The 16,705-nt window shown below is 68.5% G+C and carries 17 protein-coding genes; 4 read left to right on the top strand and 13 right to left on the bottom strand.

The annotated features are described in order from the left end of the window. Together BOX37_RS10510 and BOX37_RS10505 are read right to left on the bottom strand one after the other, a co-directional pair. A complete protein-coding gene (locus BOX37_RS10510; protein ID WP_084759531.1) occupies positions 1–1,434 on the bottom strand; it encodes a sugar porter family MFS transporter in 1,434 nt (477 codons plus the stop codon). A gap of 173 nt (positions 1,435–1,607) precedes the next feature. After that, positions 1,608–1,898 carry a hypothetical protein gene (locus BOX37_RS10505; RefSeq protein WP_156910359.1) on the bottom strand — a complete coding sequence of 97 codons (291 nt, stop codon included), beginning with the start codon at positions 1,896–1,898 and terminating at the stop codon, positions 1,608–1,610. 735 nt (positions 1,899–2,633) lie between these two features. Here BOX37_RS10505 and BOX37_RS10500 point away from each other — a divergent pair. Continuing rightward, complete coding sequence (locus tag BOX37_RS10500; protein ID WP_071927478.1) at positions 2,634–3,350, top strand: GNAT family N-acetyltransferase; 717 nt, start codon at positions 2,634–2,636, stop codon at positions 3,348–3,350. A 7-nt stretch (positions 3,351–3,357) separates the two neighbouring features. Here the strand turns inward: BOX37_RS10500 and BOX37_RS10495 are convergent, their stop codons facing one another. Together BOX37_RS10495 and BOX37_RS10490 are read right to left on the bottom strand one after the other, a co-directional pair. Next, positions 3,358–4,206 (bottom strand): alpha/beta fold hydrolase, encoded by an 849-nt coding sequence (locus tag BOX37_RS10495; protein ID WP_071927477.1) that lies wholly within the window; start codon positions 4,204–4,206, stop codon positions 3,358–3,360. 73 nt (positions 4,207–4,279) lie between these two features. Continuing rightward, a complete protein-coding gene (locus BOX37_RS10490; RefSeq protein WP_071927476.1) occupies positions 4,280–5,536 on the bottom strand; it encodes an aspartate kinase in 1,257 nt (418 codons plus the stop codon). A gap of 209 nt (positions 5,537–5,745) precedes the next feature. Between BOX37_RS10490 and BOX37_RS10485 the strand changes: the two genes are divergently transcribed. Beyond that, entirely contained in the window at positions 5,746–6,882 is a 1,137-nt protein-coding gene (locus BOX37_RS10485) for an ACT domain-containing protein (RefSeq protein ID WP_071927475.1), read from the top strand. A gap of 5 nt (positions 6,883–6,887) precedes the next feature. Here the strand turns inward: BOX37_RS10485 and BOX37_RS10480 are convergent, their stop codons facing one another. Beyond that, on the bottom strand, positions 6,888–7,163 hold the full coding sequence (locus BOX37_RS10480) for a YggT family protein (protein ID WP_071927474.1): 276 nt from the start codon (positions 7,161–7,163) through the stop codon (positions 6,888–6,890). Between the two features lie 261 nt (positions 7,164–7,424). Between BOX37_RS10480 and BOX37_RS35220 the strand changes: the two genes are divergently transcribed. Then, positions 7,425–7,859: a cupin domain-containing protein gene (locus BOX37_RS35220; protein WP_240505401.1), complete on the top strand. Its 435-nt coding sequence runs from the start codon at positions 7,425–7,427 to the stop codon at positions 7,857–7,859. On the opposite strand, the gene BOX37_RS10470 is transcribed toward BOX37_RS35220, so the two are convergent. Next, the gene (locus tag BOX37_RS10470) at positions 7,856–8,743 is read right to left on the bottom strand and encodes an alpha/beta fold hydrolase (RefSeq protein ID WP_071927472.1); all 888 of its coding nucleotides are present in this window, start codon (positions 8,741–8,743) and stop codon (positions 7,856–7,858) included. The genes BOX37_RS35220 and BOX37_RS10470 overlap by 4 nt on opposite strands. 59 nt (positions 8,744–8,802) lie before the next feature. Here BOX37_RS10470 and BOX37_RS10465 point away from each other — a divergent pair, with 59 nt between their 5' ends. Next, positions 8,803–9,441, top strand: coding sequence for a TetR/AcrR family transcriptional regulator (locus tag BOX37_RS10465; RefSeq protein WP_240505296.1), 639 nt, complete (start codon positions 8,803–8,805; stop codon positions 9,439–9,441). Positions 9,442–9,493: 52 nt separating this feature from the next. Here BOX37_RS10465 and der read toward each other — a convergent pair whose 3' ends face one another. From der to xerD, 7 genes are all read right to left on the bottom strand, one after another. Further along, a complete protein-coding gene (gene der / locus BOX37_RS10460) occupies positions 9,494–10,909 on the bottom strand; it encodes a ribosome biogenesis GTPase Der (protein WP_071927471.1) in 1,416 nt (471 codons plus the stop codon). Then, on the bottom strand, positions 10,906–11,580 hold the full coding sequence (gene cmk / locus BOX37_RS10455) for a (d)CMP kinase (protein ID WP_084760767.1): 675 nt from the start codon (positions 11,578–11,580) through the stop codon (positions 10,906–10,908). Before cmk ends, der begins: the two co-directional genes overlap by 4 nt. Before the next feature lie 68 nt (positions 11,581–11,648). Continuing rightward, complete coding sequence (locus BOX37_RS33255) at positions 11,649–13,013, bottom strand: pseudouridine synthase (RefSeq protein WP_084759530.1); 1,365 nt, start codon at positions 13,011–13,013, stop codon at positions 11,649–11,651. Positions 13,014–13,021: 8 nt separating this feature from the next. Beyond that, positions 13,022–13,678: an SMC-Scp complex subunit ScpB gene (gene scpB / locus BOX37_RS10445; protein ID WP_071927470.1), complete on the bottom strand. Its 657-nt coding sequence runs from the start codon at positions 13,676–13,678 to the stop codon at positions 13,022–13,024. After that, positions 13,675–14,484, bottom strand: coding sequence for a segregation and condensation protein A (locus BOX37_RS10440; RefSeq protein ID WP_240505400.1), 810 nt, complete (start codon positions 14,482–14,484; stop codon positions 13,675–13,677). Before BOX37_RS10440 ends, scpB begins: the two co-directional genes overlap by 4 nt. Positions 14,485–14,672: 188 nt before the next feature. After that, positions 14,673–15,506, bottom strand: a complete 834-nt coding sequence (locus tag BOX37_RS10435) for a ParA family protein (protein ID WP_156910723.1) — start codon at positions 15,504–15,506, stop codon at positions 14,673–14,675. 250 nt (positions 15,507–15,756) lie between these two features. Continuing rightward, a complete protein-coding gene (gene xerD / locus BOX37_RS10430; protein WP_071927467.1) occupies positions 15,757–16,701 on the bottom strand; it encodes a site-specific tyrosine recombinase XerD in 945 nt (314 codons plus the stop codon). Between the last annotated feature and the right edge of the window lie 4 nt (positions 16,702–16,705).

Raw genomic sequence — 16,705 nt, 5'->3', positions numbered from 1 at the left:
TCAGCTCTCCGCCGCCGCGGTGATCTGATCCAGCGTCACCCCCTTGGTCTCGGGCACCCGCCGGAAGCAGAAGTACAGCGAGAACGCCGAGACCACGGCGAAGAAGAAGAACATCGTCGAGGCGCCCCACAATTCGCCCAGCGGCGGGAACACCAGCGAGACGACGAAATTGCCCATCCAGATGAGGAAGGTGCAGATGCTCATCGCGGTGGCCCTGATCGGCGCGGGGAAGATCTCCGAGAGCAGCAGCCAGGTCGGCACGCCGACGCCGACCTGGAACGAGCACACGTAGACGATCATCGACGCCAGCAGGATGTAGCCGGTGGTGGCGTTCTGGGTCAGCCGCTCGACCAACCCCATCCCGATCAGCGCGACGACCATGACCGACAGGCCGACGAACATCAGCGGCCGCCGGCCGATGCGATCGATCAGCGTCATCCCGATGATCACCCCGACCACCGCGCCGATGCCGATGCCGATCGACGAGGTGACCGCCGCGCTGTCGCCCATTCCCGCCGATTTCAAGGTCGACGGCGCGTAATAGATGACGGTGTTGACACCGACGAATTGCTGGATCAACGCCAATCCGACTCCGGTCCAGAACAGCGCGCGGACTTTCGGCTTCCGGAGCTGGTCACGCAACTTGGCCTTGACCGCCTCATCGGCCGCTTCGCTGTGCTCGATATCGGTGATCGTCGGCTCGACGTGCTCGGGGTAATAGGACTGTTCGAGCACCTTCCGCGCCTCGTCGTCACGGCCCTTCTTCAGGTACCACCGCGGCGAATCCGGCATGAAATACATGCCGATCACCAGGGCCGCCGCCGGAATCGCCGCCATCGCCAGCATCAGCCGCCAGTTCCCGGTCGGCGAGAGCGCGGCATTGACGATGTAGGCGAGCAGCTGGCCGCTGGCGATCATCAGGCTGTTCATCGACACCAGCCGCCCGCGATAGGTGGGCGGAGCGATCTCGGAGACGTACATCGGGACCACCAGCGAGGCGGTGCCGACCGCGACACCGAGCAGCAATCGGGTGATGATCATGATCCCCACGTCGGGGGACAGCGCCTGCGCGAGCGCGCCGACGAAGAACAACACGCCAGCGAACAGCAGGGTCGCGCGCCTGCCCCACCGGTCGGCCATCCAGCCGCCGCCGATCGAGCCGACCGCGGCGCCGATGAGCAGCGAACTGGTGAGAATGCCGACCTGGGTCTGGCTCAGCCCGAAATCGGGCGTGAGATAGACCAGGACGCCGGAAATGACGCCGGTGTCGTAGCCGAACAGCGCGCCGCCGAGGGCGGCGATGATGACGACGGTGAGCACGAATTTCTTGATCCTGGCCCGGATCGCCATCCGCTCGGGGGAATTGTCATCCGGTGGCGGTTCGGTCACCGGGGATGCCAGAACCCGTTCCGCCGCACCCGTGGAATCGGTCATGTCCGCACCTCCGCCAGCTGGAGTAGGTCGAATACCTGCACCGAAGGAGCCCGGAAGCTCGTCGAAAGACCGAAATCCGTTCGACAGACATTACCGGAACTCGCGCGGACGAAAGGCGACGAAAGAATAAAGCCGCCGCGCAGTGCGCGGCGGCTTTGCCGAAAGGCAATCGGCTATCTGCGGTGCAACGATCGCACGGTGACCGCGCCCCAGAGCAAGAGCCGCAGGGCCGCGGCCACATAGATCAGGTAGGCGACCAGAACGAGCACCGGACCATAATTACCAGCCCAGTCCCCCAGTCGCAACAGCGCCGCGACACCGAGGCCGACCAGGACCAGACCGAGGACCAGACCTGGCATCGCCAGTGGGGCGATGGACGAGTCGGCGGCCGAGTTCGCGGTGACGCGGCGATCACGGTCGGTAACTGACAGGTTGCTGTTCGGTTCGAAGTAGATGCTGCTCATATCCATGAGGTCCCTTCTGGACGACCGTCCCGACACGGCCGATGGCGATCCCCGCTGGAACTTTCGGTGCTCGTCACGCCGGAGCGGACGATCGGGGCATTCGTGACGGAAGGTCCGCGCCGACCTGCCCGATGATCACGAACGGTTAACGTTCAGCAATTACGAGCGTGCCAGCCGCGGTAGCCGAAAGACAGCTGATGTGATCTGCATCACATCGAACACCTGTGCGACACGAACCGATAACGCGCGCCACCCTTCCGGAGAATCCCCGTCGGAACTGGCGAAACCCCAGCGCAACTGGACATTTGATCAAATACCCGACAAGCATGTCATTTATCGAACCGTTACGCCCTTGACGTGGGAGAACACACCTGGAAGACGATCGCGACACCCTCGCGACCCACACCGGCGACCGACACGAGGCCGTGACGACCGGAAACGGCCGGCGGCACCACACACCACGAAGTCGGGGCACGCGCAGTCGACGGCGAGCTGACGGTCTGGAAGGAACTCACCGTAGCGGCGAAGCGGTAGGCCGATTCACCCGGATCGGCGAAATTTCGACCCCGACATCCTGAGCGTTCGAGCGGGTGAACGCGTCACATTCGGCTATCTTGCATCCAGTTCTTTTCGATGCTGCTGGATCGTTCGTGTCGCTTCGCCGCAATCACGTGCCGCGTGAGATCCACGCCTCGTGATTCGGTGACCCTCTCAGACGAAGGGACGCCGGTCATCATGCCCGCACCCGTTATCCTCGACGGCCGCATCGTACGGCTGGAACCCCTTGCGCCCCATCATGTTCCCGGCCTGGTCGCGGCGGCTGCCGCGCTCGGCAGCCCGGCCGGGTTCACCATCGTCCCGCACGGCGACCAGGAGGCGCGCACCTATGTCTTCCAGGCCGAGGCCGCTCAGCTCGCCGGCACCGCGCTGGCCTTCGCGATCATCACTGTCGCCGACGACTGCGTGGTCGGCGCGACCCGCTTCACCCGGCTCGACTACTGGCAGGGGCCGCTGAGCTGGCCATTGTCGGCCGAGCCGGTCACCGCGCTGCCCGGCGGGTCGATCCCTGACGCCGTGGAGATCGGCAACACCTGGCTCACCCCTGCGGTGCGCGGTGGACAGGTGAACCTCGAAGCCAAACTCCTGCTGCTCAGCCACGCCTTCGACAGCTGGGGCGTGCGCCGGGTGAGCCTGCGCGCCGATGCCCGCAACCAGCGCTCCCGCGCGGCGATCGAACGGCTCGGCGCGGTGAGTGACGGTGTGCGCCGGGCACATTCACGCGGCCTCGACGGCGCGGTGCGCGATACCGCGTTCTATTCGATCCTGCACGACGAGTGGCCGGGGGTACGCCTGCGAATCCTCGAGCAGCTGGCCGCCCGCGCGCTGCGGCGGGCACCGTTGATCCCGGCGACCCCCGCGTCGTTGCGGGCGTTGGCCTGCCAGCTCGGCTGAGGCGGGCTCACCGGCGCACGGACTCGATCCGGTCGACGATCAGCTCGGCGAGTTCGTCCGGACGCTCCTCCGGCAGCCAGTGCGAGGCGCCGTCGAGCACGGCGAGACGGTAGTCGCCACTGGCGTACTGTTCGGCGAGTTCGGCGCCACGCCGCGACAGCGCGCCGTCGCCGGTGCTCCACACGTGGGTCACCGGCACCGCGACCCGCGCCGTCACCGCGCGCGGTGAACCCAGCGCCATGGCGCGATACCAGTTCAGCGCACCGGTGAGCGCACCCGACTCGATGACCTCGGTGCGCACCCGGGTGATCGCGTCCTCGGACATGCCGGTCTTGGTCAGCACCCGGTGCAACACGGCGGGCCGGGTGCTCAACAGACGCTCGGGCAGCACCGGGAGCTGGAACAACACCATGTAGTAGGAGCGAAGGAGCTGATCGCTGCTGACCAGCGACCGGAGGAACGCGCCGGGGTGCGGCACCGACACGCTCACCAGCGTGCGGACCAGCTCCGGCCGCGCGGCGGCCAGCGACCAGGCCACCGCGGCGCCCCAGTCGTGACCGACCAGATGCACCGGCCCCCGCCCGAGCTCGCCGATCAACGCGGCGATGTCGGCGACGAGTTCGCTCGTCCGATAGGCCAGCCTGCCGCGCGGGCGCGCACCCGGGGAGTACCCGCGCTGGTTCGGCGCGAGGGTGCGATACCCGCGCGCGTTGAGCAAGGCGGTGAGCTCACGCAGCGAGGTCGCGGTCTGCGGGAAGCCGTGCAGCGCGACGACCACCGGGCCGTCGATCGGGCCGGTGTCGACCACGTCGAAGTCGAGTCCGTTCCGGGAGAACGAGGTCAGCCGTGTGGTCAAGGAATCCTCCGGTCGCTCGTGATCAATTGACTGATCGGTAAATTACTCTCCATTCAGGTCTGCCGTCAACGAGTCACCTGCCCGTACCGCCGTGCACGACCGCGACCTCGGCACCACCGAGGTCGAAGGCGCGGTGCAGGATTCGGACCGCTTCGTCCAGATCGGTGTCGCTGACCAGCACCGAGATCCTGATCTCGGAGGTGGCGATCAGGTCGAGATTGATCCCCGCCGCGGCCAGCGCCTCGCAGAAGGCAGCGGTGACGCCGGGCTGGTTGCGCATGCCCGCGCCGATCAACGACACCTTGCCCACGCGGTCGTCATAGCGGACATCGGCGAATCCGATGTCGGCGCGCCGCGAGCGCAGCAGCGCCACCGCGCGGGCACCGTCGGCGGCGGGCAGGGTGAAGGTGATGTCGGTGCGTCCGGTGCCGGTGTTCTGCACGACCATGTCGATGCCGATCTCGGCATCGGCGACCGCACGGAACACCTGTGCCGCGTACCCGGGCTCGTCGGGCAGGCCGACCACGGTCACCTTGGCCTCGTTGCGGTCGTGCGCGACGCCGGTCAGCACAGCCTGGTCGGCGGGGATGTCGGCCATCGAACCGAAGACGGTGGTACCGGCGGTGTCGGTGTAGGACGAGCGCACGCGCACGGGTACGTGATAGCGGCGCGCGTATTCCACGCAGCGCAGCATCAGCACCTTCGAGCCGCACGCCGCCATCTCCAGCATCTCCTCGTAAGAGATCTCGTCGAGCTTCTGCGCATCGGCGACGATGCGCGGGTCGGCGGTGAACACGCCGTCGACATCGGTGTAGATCTCACAGACATCGGCCCCCAGGGCCGCGGCCAACGCGACAGCGGTGGTGTCGGAGCCGCCGCGACCGAGGGTGGTGACATCGCGGCTGTCCTGGCTGACGCCCTGGAACCCGGCGACCAGCACGATCTCCCCGTCGTCGAGGGCGCGGCGCACCCGGCCGGGGTCGACTTCGATGATCTTGGCGTTGCCGTGCGCGCCGGTGGTGATCACGCCGGCCTGGGAGCCGGTCAGCGATCGGGCCTCGGCGCCGAGTGCGTGAATCGCCATGGCCACCAGCGCGTTGGAGATGCGTTCGCCCGCGGTGAGCAGCATGTCCATTTCGCGCGGCGGCGGGGCGGGTGCCACCTCGCCCGCCAGCTCGAGCAGTTCGTCGGTGGTGTCGCCCATGGCAGAGCAGACCACCACCACGTCGTGCCCCTGCTTCTTCGTCTCCACGATCCGCTCGGCGACCCGGCGGATCCGCTCTGCGGTGGCTACTGACGAACCGCCGAATTTCTGTACAACCAGGGCCATTCCGTCGTCCTCTCCCCTGCTCGCCCACGCGTGATCCGCGCGTGACCCCTCCGAGTATCTCGAGTATCCCGGCATTTCTGGCACGACTGTTCAGTTTCGTGGTGAAAACGACTGCCGCCGAGCCGAATCGGCCGTGATACTGGCTGGAGCGGGGGGCGCGAGTCGCGTGGTTCCCGGTTCGGCGGCTCTCGGCGGATAGGCGAATTCCCATGACCAGCAATCTCGTTCGTTCAGGCCTCGGCACGACGGTGCACGGCACGAATCCACTCGCGGCCACGGTCACGCGAATCGTCCGTGACAATGCGGCCGACCTGCGCGAACGGGCTGGGACGGCGCTGGTACTCGGCGAGATGACCTCGGCGGAGCTGGTGGTCGACACGACCGAGACCACCGAGTCGGCGCCCACCCTGCTGGCCGCACTGCGGGCGGGCCGGTCGGTGATCACCGCGAACACGGCGCTGATCGCCGAACACGGGCCGCGGTTGGCCGCGACCGCCGCGGAATTCGGTGGCGATCTGTTCTTCGAAGCGGCGGTGGCGGGCGGGGTTCCGGTGGTGCGCCCACTGACCCAGTCGCTGTCCGGTGATCGGGTGCGCCAGGTACTCGGGGTGTTCCCGGTCGGCACGCCCCACGAGGCAGGTGCCCAGGCGGCGATTCTGGCGACGCTGGCCTTCCACACCAGAGTGGAGGTCGGTGACGTGTACGTCGAGGAGTCCGGCCCGGTGACGCCGTACGACCTGGCGGCCACCGACGCGCTGTCCTTGCGGTTGCGCCCGCTCACCGTCTGCACCAGGGTCAGTGGCCAGCTCACGCCCGAAGAGGGTGGCAAGGAACGAATCTCGGTGCGTGTGCATCCCGCGCTGCTCCCCGTCGCGCATCCCCTCGCACAGGTCGGCGAGCCGACCAGCGCGGTGACCGTCGAGGCCGAGGGTGCGGGGCAGTTGATGTTCTCCGGCCGTGACGCGACCACGGCCACCGCTTCCGCCCTGCTCGGCGACCTGGTCACCGCCGCCCGCAATCGTGTCCACGGCGGCCGCGCCCCGCGTGCCTCCTACTACGCCGAACTCCCCGTCGCCCCCCTCGGCGACACCCCCACCCGCTATTACCTCAATCTGCGGGTCACCGACCACGCGGGCGCCCTCGCCCAGGTCGCCGCGGTGTTCGCCGACCACGGCGTCAGCATCGCTCGCGTCCGCCAGGAACACCACGGCCTCGACGCCCACCTGATCGTGCTCACCCACCGCGCTCGCGAATCGGCCCTCACCGACACCGTGGACGCCCTCACCGACACCGCGTGTGTCCGCGCGGTGACGACGCGCTGGCGGGTCGAGGGCACCGACGAGTAGCGCCGCTACAGGCTGAACGCCACCGAACGCAGGATCAGTACCGCGATGAAGACCACGGTGAAAGCCAGGTCGAGCGCTGATCCGCCGAGCCGGACCGGCGGGAGGAATCGTCGCACCGGTGCGATCACCGGTTCCGTCGCGGCGTGGACCACCGACCGGGCCTTGCCCGCCCACTGCGGCGTCTTGCCCAGAATATCGGCCCAATCCAGCACCAACCGGGCGATCAGCAACAGCAGGAAGACCGTCAACACGTAGCCGACCACGGTACCGATGAGGCTCATCGCTGCATTATCTAGCATGGACCGATGATCGTCACGACGTTCGAGGTCTGGCAGTCCGCGGGCGAACAGCTCCTGACCGACGGTGAGCACGTCGTTCTCGTCGACAGTGATCGGGAAGCGCTCCTGGCAGCCGACGGATTGCCCGCCACCGCAACGGTTCTCGTGCTCACACCGGCAGTGGACAGCTCCGGCGCCGTGCACCGGCGCGACCGCACCGAGGTCCGCTGGGCTCGGCGCGGCCCCACCGGGCACCACACCGAGCTGTTGCGTCGACCTCCGACCGCGGAAACCCTCGAACTGCGACCCCACCCCGAGGGCGGCTGGTTCCGCGAAACCTGGCGCAGCGCGCACACTTTCACACCCGATGGCTATCCGGGCACGCGGGCCGCGGCGACCGGCATTCTGTTCCTGCTCCCTGCGCGAGAACAGTCGATCTGGCACGCGGTGCGCTCCGACGAGCTCTGGCTGTGGCACCGTGGCGGCCCCCTCGAACTCACCCTCGGTGGCGACGGCGATGCCCCCGGCACCGCCGAGCGCGTGGTCCTCGGCCCGGATCTCGACGACGGCCAGCACGTCCAGTACCTCGTCCCCGCCGGAGCCTGGCAGGCCGCCCGGCCCTGCGGCGGCGAGGAAGTGCTGGTCAGCTGCGTGGTCGCCCCCGGCTTCGACTTCGCCGACTTCCGGGCCGTTCCCTAATCGCCGCGGCGGGCGTCGGTCGGTTCGTAGCGGCGGGTGAAGTCGAGGATGCGGGCCGTGACCTCGTTCGGGATCTGATGGAAGATGCCGTGCCCGGCCCCGGCGAAGATCTCGGTATCGCAGGTGGCCAGGTTGTCGCGCAGGCGCTGGGAGGCGAGCTTCGGGTCGATCGGTATCGACTCCGAGCCGAACAGACCGAGCGTCGGCGTGGTGATCGTCGCGAGCCGCTCATCGGTGAACATCCGCGGGTAACCGATCGCCGGGACATACGCCAGGGCTGCCTTCACCCCGGCGAATTCCGCGTCGGTGAGGGTGACGCCGGGGTTGAGCCAGGCGTTCATCTTGCGCAGGTTCTTGTCGGTCGGGCGGGCACCGGTCTTGAGCATCGTCCACAGCACGGACCATTTGATCTTCGTCAGCGTCCCGGTCGGCTCGACCACCGTCAGGCTGGCCAGCCGGCGCTGTTCGGTGGTGGCGATCGCCAGTGCCTGCCACCCGCCCTGTGAGTACCCGACCAGGTGCACCCGGTCGACGCCGAGACCGTCGAGAACCTCTCCGAACCAGGCACCGAAGCGCGTTTCGTCGATCGGCGCGGACTGCACGCTCAGACCAGGGGTCCCGATCATCTCCGGGGCGTAGACGACGCGATCACGCGCCAGGTCCTCGATGACGTGATTCCAGGCGAGACTGTTGCCGCCGAGGGAGTGCATCAGCACCATCGGCAGGCCCTCACCAGCACCGAAGCGACGAACGTGTGTGCTGCCGAACGAGGTGGCGACATCGACCGTGGTCGACGGAATCGGCAGCCCCTTCTCCAGCTCCCGATAGGTACGCAGGTACTCCACCCGCGCCTTGTCGTTCTTGAATCGCCCGATCTTGGCCATGACCACCCCTGTTCCTCGTTGGTGATATTACCGTACCACAACAGTGATATGGGCGTACCATGAAGATCCTTGCGGGAAGGCCGGGAGAGAAGGAGGACACCGTGCCGCGTTTGGCCGATCACGAGGAACGGCGCAGAGCAATCACCGGAGCCGCGCGCCGGGTCATCGCTCGAGGCGGGCTGGAGGCCGCGACATTTCAGTCGGTCGCCGCGGAGGCCGGGGTGTCGGTGCGGTCGGTGCAGTACTACTTCGGCACCAAGCGGGAGTTCCTGCTCGCCACGCACCGCGCCGTCGTCGAATCTTCGGGAGCGCGGCTCACGGAGGCACTCGCCACACTCGGGACCGCGCCGACCCCCCGCGACATCGTCCGCGCGATCCTGCTCGCGCTACTCCCCCTCGACCCGCAGAGTCGCCGAGATGCCGTCATCCTCGGGATCTTTCACGCGGCAGCGCTCACCGGGCCCGACGTCGAATCCGGCGACACCCACGGCGCCCCGAACTACATCGTCGGCGTGGTGGCCGAACAACTGCGCGCCCTGCGCGGCGCCGCCGCCGCCGAGTTGACCGTCCTCGCCGACGCCGAGATCATCCTGCTCACCCTCGGCGGCCTCGCCCAGGGCATGCTGACCAACGACGACTACGCCGCGCGCGCACCCGATCTCGTCGACCACCTGCTCGACCGCGTGCTCGACGCCTGAAAGACGAAGGGCCCCGGCGATGTTCGCCAGGGCCCCACGCACAGCACTCGACCTACTTCTTGCGGTCCTTCTTCTCCCGTACGCGCACCGAGATGCGCACCGGCGAGCCGTCGAAACCGAACTCCTCACGCAGGCGGCGTTCGATGAACCGGCGGTAGCCGGCCTCGAGGAAGCCGGTGGTGAACAGCACGAAGGTCGGCGGGCGGGTACCTGCCTGAGTGGCGAACATGACGCGCGGCTGGCGCCCGCCACGCATCGGCGGCGGGGTGGCCGCGATGACTTCCTTGAGCCAGGTGTTGAGTCGGCCGGTGGAGATGCGCTTGTCCCAGGACTCGAGCGCGGTCTCCATCTGCGGCACCAGCTTCGCCACGGCGCGACCGGTGTGGGCGGAGATGTTGACCCGCTGCGCCCACGGCACCCGCACCAGATCGCGATCGATCTCACGCTCGAGCATGTAGCGGCGATCCTCGTCGACCAGATCCCACTTGTTGAACGCCAGCACCAGCGCGCGACCGGAGTCGGCGACCAGGCTGATCACCCGCAAGTCCTGTTCGGTGATCGGCACCGAGGCATCGATCAGCATGATCGCGACCTCGGAAGCCTCCAGCGCGGACTTCGTCCGCAGCGAGGCATAGAACTCGGTGCCGGTCGCATTGGACACCTTGCGCCGCAGACCGGCGGTGTCGACGAACTTCCAGGTCTTGCCACCCAGTTCGACCAGTGAATCGACCGGGTCGACGGTGGTGCCCGCGACGTCGTGAACCACCGACCGCTCGTCACCGGCGAGCTTGTTGAGCAGACTGGACTTGCCGACATTCGGCTTACCGACCAACGCCACCCGCCGCGGACCGGCGCCGCCGGTGCCTTCGCGCGGAGTCTCGGGCAAGGAGGCGAGCACGTCGTCGAGCAGGTCACCGGTGCCACGGCCGTGGGCGGCCGAGACCATCCGCGGTTCCCCGAGACCAAGCGACCACAGGCTCGACGCCTCGTGTTCGACCTTCTGATCGTCGACCTTGTTGGCCACCAGGATCACCGGGATCTTGGAGCGGCGCAGCTTGCGCACCGCGGCCTCGTCGGTCGCGGTGGCGCCGACGGTGGCGTCGACGACCAGCAAGATCGCGTCGGCGGTCGCCATCGCCACCTCGGCCTGCCGGGCCACATGCTGCTGCAGGCCCTTGGCGTCGGGCTCCCAGCCGCCGGTGTCCTGCACCAGGAAGCGGCGCCCGGACCAGTTGGCCTCGTACGAGATGCGGTCACGGGTGACGCCGGGAACGTCCTCGACGACGGCTTCGCGCCGCCCGAGAATGCGGTTGACCAGGGTCGACTTACCCACGTTGGGGCGCCCGACCACGGCCAGTGTCGGCATGACGAGGTGCTCCTCGCCGTCGAGCTCACCGTCGAGGTCGGTGAGCTCCCACTCGGACTCGTCGGTCCAGATGCCGTCGCCTGCGAGTACCTCTTCGGTCATCGCGACCCTCCTGTCGTGGCCGAGAGCTGCTGGGCCACCACGCGATACAGCTCGTCGATGGTCTGGTCCAGCGTCAGTTCGCTGGTGTCGACGAGCACCGCGTCGTCGGCGGGGCGCAGCGGCGACACCGTGCGGGTGGAGTCGAGGGTGTCGCGACGCTGCACGTCGGCCAGAACGGCCTGGTAGTCGTCGCCGCGGCCCTCGCGGATGTTCTGGGCGTTGCGTCGCTGCGCACGCGCCTGAGCCGACGCGGTGAGATAGATCTTGGCGTCGGCGTCGGTGAGCACGACGGTGCCGATGTCGCGGCCTTCGACCACGATCCGTCCGGACACCGCGGCGATCTCGCGCTGCAGCGCGACGAGCTGCTCGCGCACCGGCCCCACCGCGGAGACGGCCGAGACCGCCTTGGTGACGGCATCGCCACGGATCTCCGCGGACACGTCGTCACCGTCGAGCTCGACCACCTCGTGGCTGGGATCGGTGCCGATCGACAGCGGCAGTGCCGCAACCGTGTCGGCGATCGCCGCCGGATCGGTCAGGTCGACGCCCGCGCGCAGCACCCGCAGGGTCGCGACCCGGTACATGGCGCCGGTGTCGAGGTAGCGGGCGCCCAGGCGGGCCGCCAGCCGACGCGACACACTGGACTTGCCGGTGCCGGACGGGCCGTCCATGGCCACGACGAGCGCACTGTCACCGGTCAACCGGTCGCCGGACAACGCCACCGAGAAATCCACTCCGTTCACAGCTGCACCGCCTCGTAGAGTTTGCCGATCTCGTCACGGCCGAGCACGCGCAGCGTGCCGGGACGCTGATCACCCAGCGCCACCGGGCCGAGGTGGGTACGCACCAACCGGATCACCGGGTGGCCGACCTCGTCGAGGAGCCTACGCACGATGTGCTTGCGGCCCTCGTGCAACACGAGCTTGACCAGCGAGCGGCCCTCGTAGGCCTCGAGCATGGTGAACTTGTCGACCTTGGCGGGGCCGTCCTCGAGCTCGACTCCCTCGCGGAACCGCTTGGCGACGAGCCGGTAGTTCACCTCACCGTGCACGGTGGCCAGGTAGGTCTTGGGCACCTCGAAGGAAGGGTGCATCAGCCGATGCGCCATCTCACCGTCATTGGTGAGCAGCAGCAGACCCTCGGTGTCGGCATCGAGACGACCCACGTGGAACAGGCGCTGACCGGCGGCGATGCGCTCGGCGACGATATCGCCGACACAGGGTCGACCGAGATCGTCGGACATGGTGGACTGCCAACCCTTGGGCTTGTTCAGCACCAGGTGCACGAGTTCGTCGCGGACGACGACACGAGTGCCGTCGACGCGCACGACCGCGTTCTCCGGATCCACGCGCAGACCCTGCTCGCGCACGATCTTGCCGTCGACCTCGACGCGACCGGCCGCGATCATGTCCTCGGCCGCGCGGCGCGAGGCCACTCCGGCCTTGGCGAGGACCTTCTGCAGCCGTTCGCCTTCGCCCCAGGGCAGCTTCTTCGGGCCCTCGGTGGCGTCGGCGTGCTGGTGCCGCGCGGGCTTGGCGTTGTTCAGGATGGTCGGCGCGACCACCTTGCGTTGCGGCTTGGCGGTCTTCTTGCGAGCCGCGGGCGCCTGCGTGGTGGCCGGCCGGGCCGTCGCACCCGCGCGCGGTGCGCCACCGCGCTGCCCCGCACCGGCACCGCGCGGGTAACCACCGCGCTCGGCATCGTCACGCGGGTAACCACCGCCGGAACCGTCCCGTCGGCCGGTCGGTGCGCCCTCGCGCTGGTAGCCACCCGCGGAGCCACGGCGCGCGGGCGCACCGTCACGCTGACCACCGGCGGAACCGCCGCGCGGCTGGTAGCCACCGGCAGAACCACCGCGGCGGCCCGCCGACTCGCCATCACGCTGATATCCGCCGGTAGAGGTACCGCGACGGCCGGTGTCATCACTGCGCTGGAAGCCACCCGCGCTGGTGCCGCGGCGGCCGGAGGCCTCACCACGGGAACCCGCCTGACCGGTGCGCGCACTGCCGCCGCGGGGAGCCGCGGTTCGGTTCGCGCCACTACGGGGCTGGTCGCTGCGTTTTCTTCGGTCCGGTGTGCCATCTCGGCGAGCGGAATTATTCATCTGTCCTGTCAATCGTCGGTGCCGAGGTCCATGTCGGACTCGGCGGGTTTCTTACCCCTGGTGAACCGGGGATCGGTGTCCAGGCTCTCGCTGATCTCGTCGATCAGGTCGACGCCGGGAAGCAGCGGCGCCAGCGGAGGCAGGTCGCCGAGTGAGGCGAGCCCGATCCGTTCGAGGAACAACTCGGTGGTGCGGTACAACGTGCCATTGGTTTCCGGGTCCTGACCCGCTTCCGCGATCAAGCCCCTGGCCAACAGCGTGCGCATCACTCCGTCGACGTTCACCCCGCGGACCGCGCTGACCCTGGTGCGGGTCACCGGCTGGCGGTAGGCCACCACCGCCAAGGTTTCCAAGGCGGCCCGGGTCAGTTTCGTCCGGGCCCCGTCGAGCAGCACACGCTCGACATAGGGCGCGTACTCCTGTCGAGTATAGAAGCGCCACCCGTCACCGACGAAACGCAGGTCGATGCCGCTACCACGCGCGGACAGTTCGGCCGACATCGCCCGCAGGGTGTCCTCCACCCGCTCGCCGCTGTCGTCCAGGGCCGCCGCCAGCTGCTCTACCGGCGCCGGAGCATCGACGACGAGCAACATCGCCTCGAGCGCGGAGCGCAGTTCCGGGTCGTCGAGCGGCTCCGGAGTGAACTCCGACACTGCCTCGGTCATCCGTAGTCCTCCTCGAAGGTCAGGGCCGCCGCTTCGGCGTCGGGATCGAGTTCACCGAGCCAGCTCACCGCCAGGGGGCCGAGCGGGTCGGGCTGGTCGAAGGCGATCGTCTTTCCGCGGTACAGCTCCAGCAACGCCAGGAACCTGGCGACGATTTCCACCGGGACTGTGCAGTCGACCACCAGTTCGGCGAAGGTGGTCCACCCGCCGGGTCCGCGTTCCTTGAGCAGGGCCAGCACCAGCTCGGCCTGTTCGGCGACCGAGATGGTGTGCATGTGCAGGTGTCCGAGGCCGACCTGGGCGACCGGGCGCGGCCGGAACGCGGCCGCCGCGATCTCGGCGAAGGCGCCGATGTCGACGCCGAGAGTCACCTCGGGCAGCAGCCCTTCGAACTGCTCCTCGAGCGCCACCGAGCGTGGATACCGGCGCAGCGCGGCGGCTTCCAGTTCAGCGAACAACTCGGCGACCTGCTTGAACGCGCGGTATTGCAGCAGGCGCGCGAACAGCAGGTCGCGGGCGTCGAGCAGTTCCAGGTCATCGATGTCGGTCATCTCGCCCGCGGGCAGCAGCCGGGCCGCCTTCAGATCGAGCAAGGTCGCGGCGACGACCAGGAACTCGGTGGTCTGGTCGAGGATCTTGTCCGCGCGCAGCTTGGTGTTCTCGGCCAGCTCGGCGGTCAATGCCTTGGTGTAGGCGATGAATTCGTCGGTGACCTGATGCAACGCGACTTCGGTGACATCGAGTTTGCGCGAGCTGATCAACGTCAGCAGCAGATCGAACGGCCCCTCGAAGTTCGTGAGCCGCAGGTGGAAAACAGTGTCTTTGGCGGCTGGCGCCGCGGGTTCTCGGCCCTGAGGCCTCGATTCTTCCCTCCCGCCGGGCACTCCTTCGTCGCACCCTCTGGTCGGTCCAGAATCAAGGCGGCCGAGAACCGGAGATTCGGTGGCGGAGTCAGGGTCTTCGGATACTGCTTGCACCGCAGGTGTAGCTCCGATCACCGGCCCGACCGGTGGATGACTTCCCGCGCCATCGCCCGATACGATTCCGCGCCCCCGGATTTCGGCGCCCAGGTGGTGATGGGTTCCCCGGCGACGCTGGCGTCGGGGAAACGCACGGTGCGCGAGATGGCGGTGTCATAGACCAGGTCACCGAACACCTCGACCACGCGCGACATCACCTGACGCGAATGCAGCAGCCGGGCATCGAACATGGTGACCACGATGCCGTAGAGGCTCAGCCGCGGGTTGAGGCGGTCCCGCACCTTCTCGACGGTGTCGTTGAGCAGCGCCAGGCCGCGCAGCGAGAAGTACTCGCACTCCATCGGGATGATCACGCCGTCGGAGCAGGCCAGCGCGTTGACGGTGAGCAAGCCCAGCGAGGGCTGGCAGTCGATGAGGATGTAGTCGTAGCGGTCACGCACGCCGGACAGGGCCCGGCCCAGCGACTGCTCGCGGCCCACCTCGTTGACCAGCTGGATCTCCGCGGCCGAGAGGTCGATGTTGCTGGGTAGCAGGTCCATGCCCTCGACCTTGGTGGTCTGCAGCACGTCGTCGACCGTCGCCTTCCCGCCGATCAGCAGGTTGTGCACGGTCAGATCGAGGTCGTGGTGCGCCAGTCCGAGACCGGCCGAGAGCGCGCCCTGCGGGTCCAGGTCGACGAGCAGCACCTTGCGGCCGTACTCGGCCAGCGCCGCACCGAGATTGATGGTCGAGGTGGTCTTGCCGACCCCGCCCTTCTGATTGCACATCGCCACGACGAGTGCGTCGCCGTGCCGCTGGACCTGTGGTGGCTCGGGTACCAGTCGCAGCGGGCGCCCGGTCGGGCCCATCTCGACGGCCTCGGCGACCTGGTCCGGTCCACCGTCCCACGGTGTTTCCGCTGTCGTCACGATCCGCTGCTCCTTATACGTTTTCCTGCCGGTAACCCCTGTCGAGGGTAGCGAGGCCGATTCTGTGACCGGCTCGCTTTCGTACGGTCCAGCTCTGGGTAGACGCTACCGCTCCGACCGGTGAGGTACGGCATGGCAACGCCGGGCGTGTTCGCACGATACCCGCTGCGTCCAGCCCGGCGGTGGGGGTTCAGCGGGCGCGTGGGTGCGCGGTGGCCCACACCTCGCGCAGCGTGCTCACCGTCACGAGGGTGTAGATCTGGGTCGTGGTCACCGAAGCGTGCCCCAGGAGTTCTTGCACCACCCGCACGTCGGCGCCGCCGTCGAGCAGGTGCGTGGCGAAGGAGTGCCGCAGTGTGTGCGGTGACACCGCCGCCCCGATCCCGGCCTTCTCGGCCGCGGTCTGCAGGACCTGCCAGGCGCTCTGCCGCGACAGCCTGCCGCCCCGGTGGTTGAGGAAAAGCGCTCCGCCGGAACCCTTTCCGCTCACGGCCAGAGTGGGACGCCCGCGCACCAGATAGGCGTCGACGGCCGCCAGCGCGGGCCGTCCGATCGGGACGAGTCGCTGTTTGCCACCCTTGCCGTGCAGCACCACGCACCGCTGCTCGGCGTCGATGTCGTCGACGTCGAGACCGACCATCTCCGAGATCCGCGCACCGGTCGAGTACAGCAGTTCGAGCAGGGCGCGGTCGCGTAACCCGCGCGGTCCGCCGTCGGTGCCCGCCGGATCACCGTCTCCCCCACCGCCGGCCGCTTCGAGCAGGCGTGACACCTGGTCGTACGGCAGCGCTTTGGGCAGTCTGCGACCGGGCGCGGGCGGTTTCACCGCATGCGCCACATCGGTCTCGGTGATGCCTTCGGCCGCCGCGAACTTGTGCAGTCCGCGCACCGCGATCAGCGCTCTGGCCACCGAACCCGCCGCCAGGGGCGGATGATCGGCGCTGCCGGAGCGCAGTGCCATGGTGAACTCGGCGACATCGCCCTGAGTCACCTCGGTCAGGCTCGCGCGGCCGCGGCCGGTGAGAAAGCTCAGGTAGCGGGCCAGATCTCGGCGATAGGCGCCGAGGGTGTTGCGCGCGGCTCCGCGCTCGACCGCGAGATGGTCGAGATAGGCGTCGATCTCGGGCGCCAGCACGCCG

This window comes from Nocardia mangyaensis, from assembly GCF_001886715.1.
In the GTDB taxonomy this organism is placed as follows: Bacteria; Actinomycetota; Actinomycetes; order Mycobacteriales; family Mycobacteriaceae; genus Nocardia; species Nocardia mangyaensis.
The sequence above is the reverse complement of the archived record's forward strand: the minus strand, read 5'-3'. Positions and strand labels throughout refer to the sequence as shown.

What these genes read in the sequence shown, in the direction of transcription:
- BOX37_RS10510 (WP_084759531.1), bottom strand. Translation starts at nt 1,434, where the DNA reads ATGACCGATTCCACGGGTGCGGCGGAACGGGTTCTGGCATCCCCGGTG.
- BOX37_RS10505 (WP_156910359.1), bottom strand. Translation starts at nt 1,898, where the DNA reads ATGAGCAGCATCTACTTCGAACCGAACAGCAACCTGTCAGTTACCGAC.
- BOX37_RS10500 (WP_071927478.1), top strand. Translation starts at nt 2,634, where the DNA reads ATGCCCGCACCCGTTATCCTCGACGGCCGCATCGTACGGCTGGAACCC.
- BOX37_RS10490 (WP_071927476.1), bottom strand. Translation starts at nt 5,536, where the DNA reads ATGGCCCTGGTTGTACAGAAATTCGGCGGTTCGTCAGTAGCCACCGCA.
- BOX37_RS10485 (WP_071927475.1), top strand. Translation starts at nt 5,746, where the DNA reads ATGACCAGCAATCTCGTTCGTTCAGGCCTCGGCACGACGGTGCACGGC.
- BOX37_RS10480 (WP_071927474.1), bottom strand. Translation starts at nt 7,163, where the DNA reads ATGAGCCTCATCGGTACCGTGGTCGGCTACGTGTTGACGGTCTTCCTG.
- BOX37_RS10470 (WP_071927472.1), bottom strand. Translation starts at nt 8,743, where the DNA reads ATGGCCAAGATCGGGCGATTCAAGAACGACAAGGCGCGGGTGGAGTAC.
- BOX37_RS10465 (WP_240505296.1), top strand. Translation starts at nt 8,803, where the DNA reads ATGAAGATCCTTGCGGGAAGGCCGGGAGAGAAGGAGGACACCGTGCCG.
- der (WP_071927471.1), bottom strand. Translation starts at nt 10,909, where the DNA reads ATGACCGAAGAGGTACTCGCAGGCGACGGCATCTGGACCGACGAGTCC.
- cmk (WP_084760767.1), bottom strand. Translation starts at nt 11,580, where the DNA reads ATGGACGGCCCGTCCGGCACCGGCAAGTCCAGTGTGTCGCGTCGGCTG.
- BOX37_RS33255 (WP_084759530.1), bottom strand. Translation starts at nt 13,013, where the DNA reads ATGAATAATTCCGCTCGCCGAGATGGCACACCGGACCGAAGAAAACGC.
- scpB (WP_071927470.1), bottom strand. Translation starts at nt 13,678, where the DNA reads ATGACCGAGGCAGTGTCGGAGTTCACTCCGGAGCCGCTCGACGACCCG.
- BOX37_RS10435 (WP_156910723.1), bottom strand. Translation starts at nt 15,506, where the DNA reads ATGGGCCCGACCGGGCGCCCGCTGCGACTGGTACCCGAGCCACCACAG.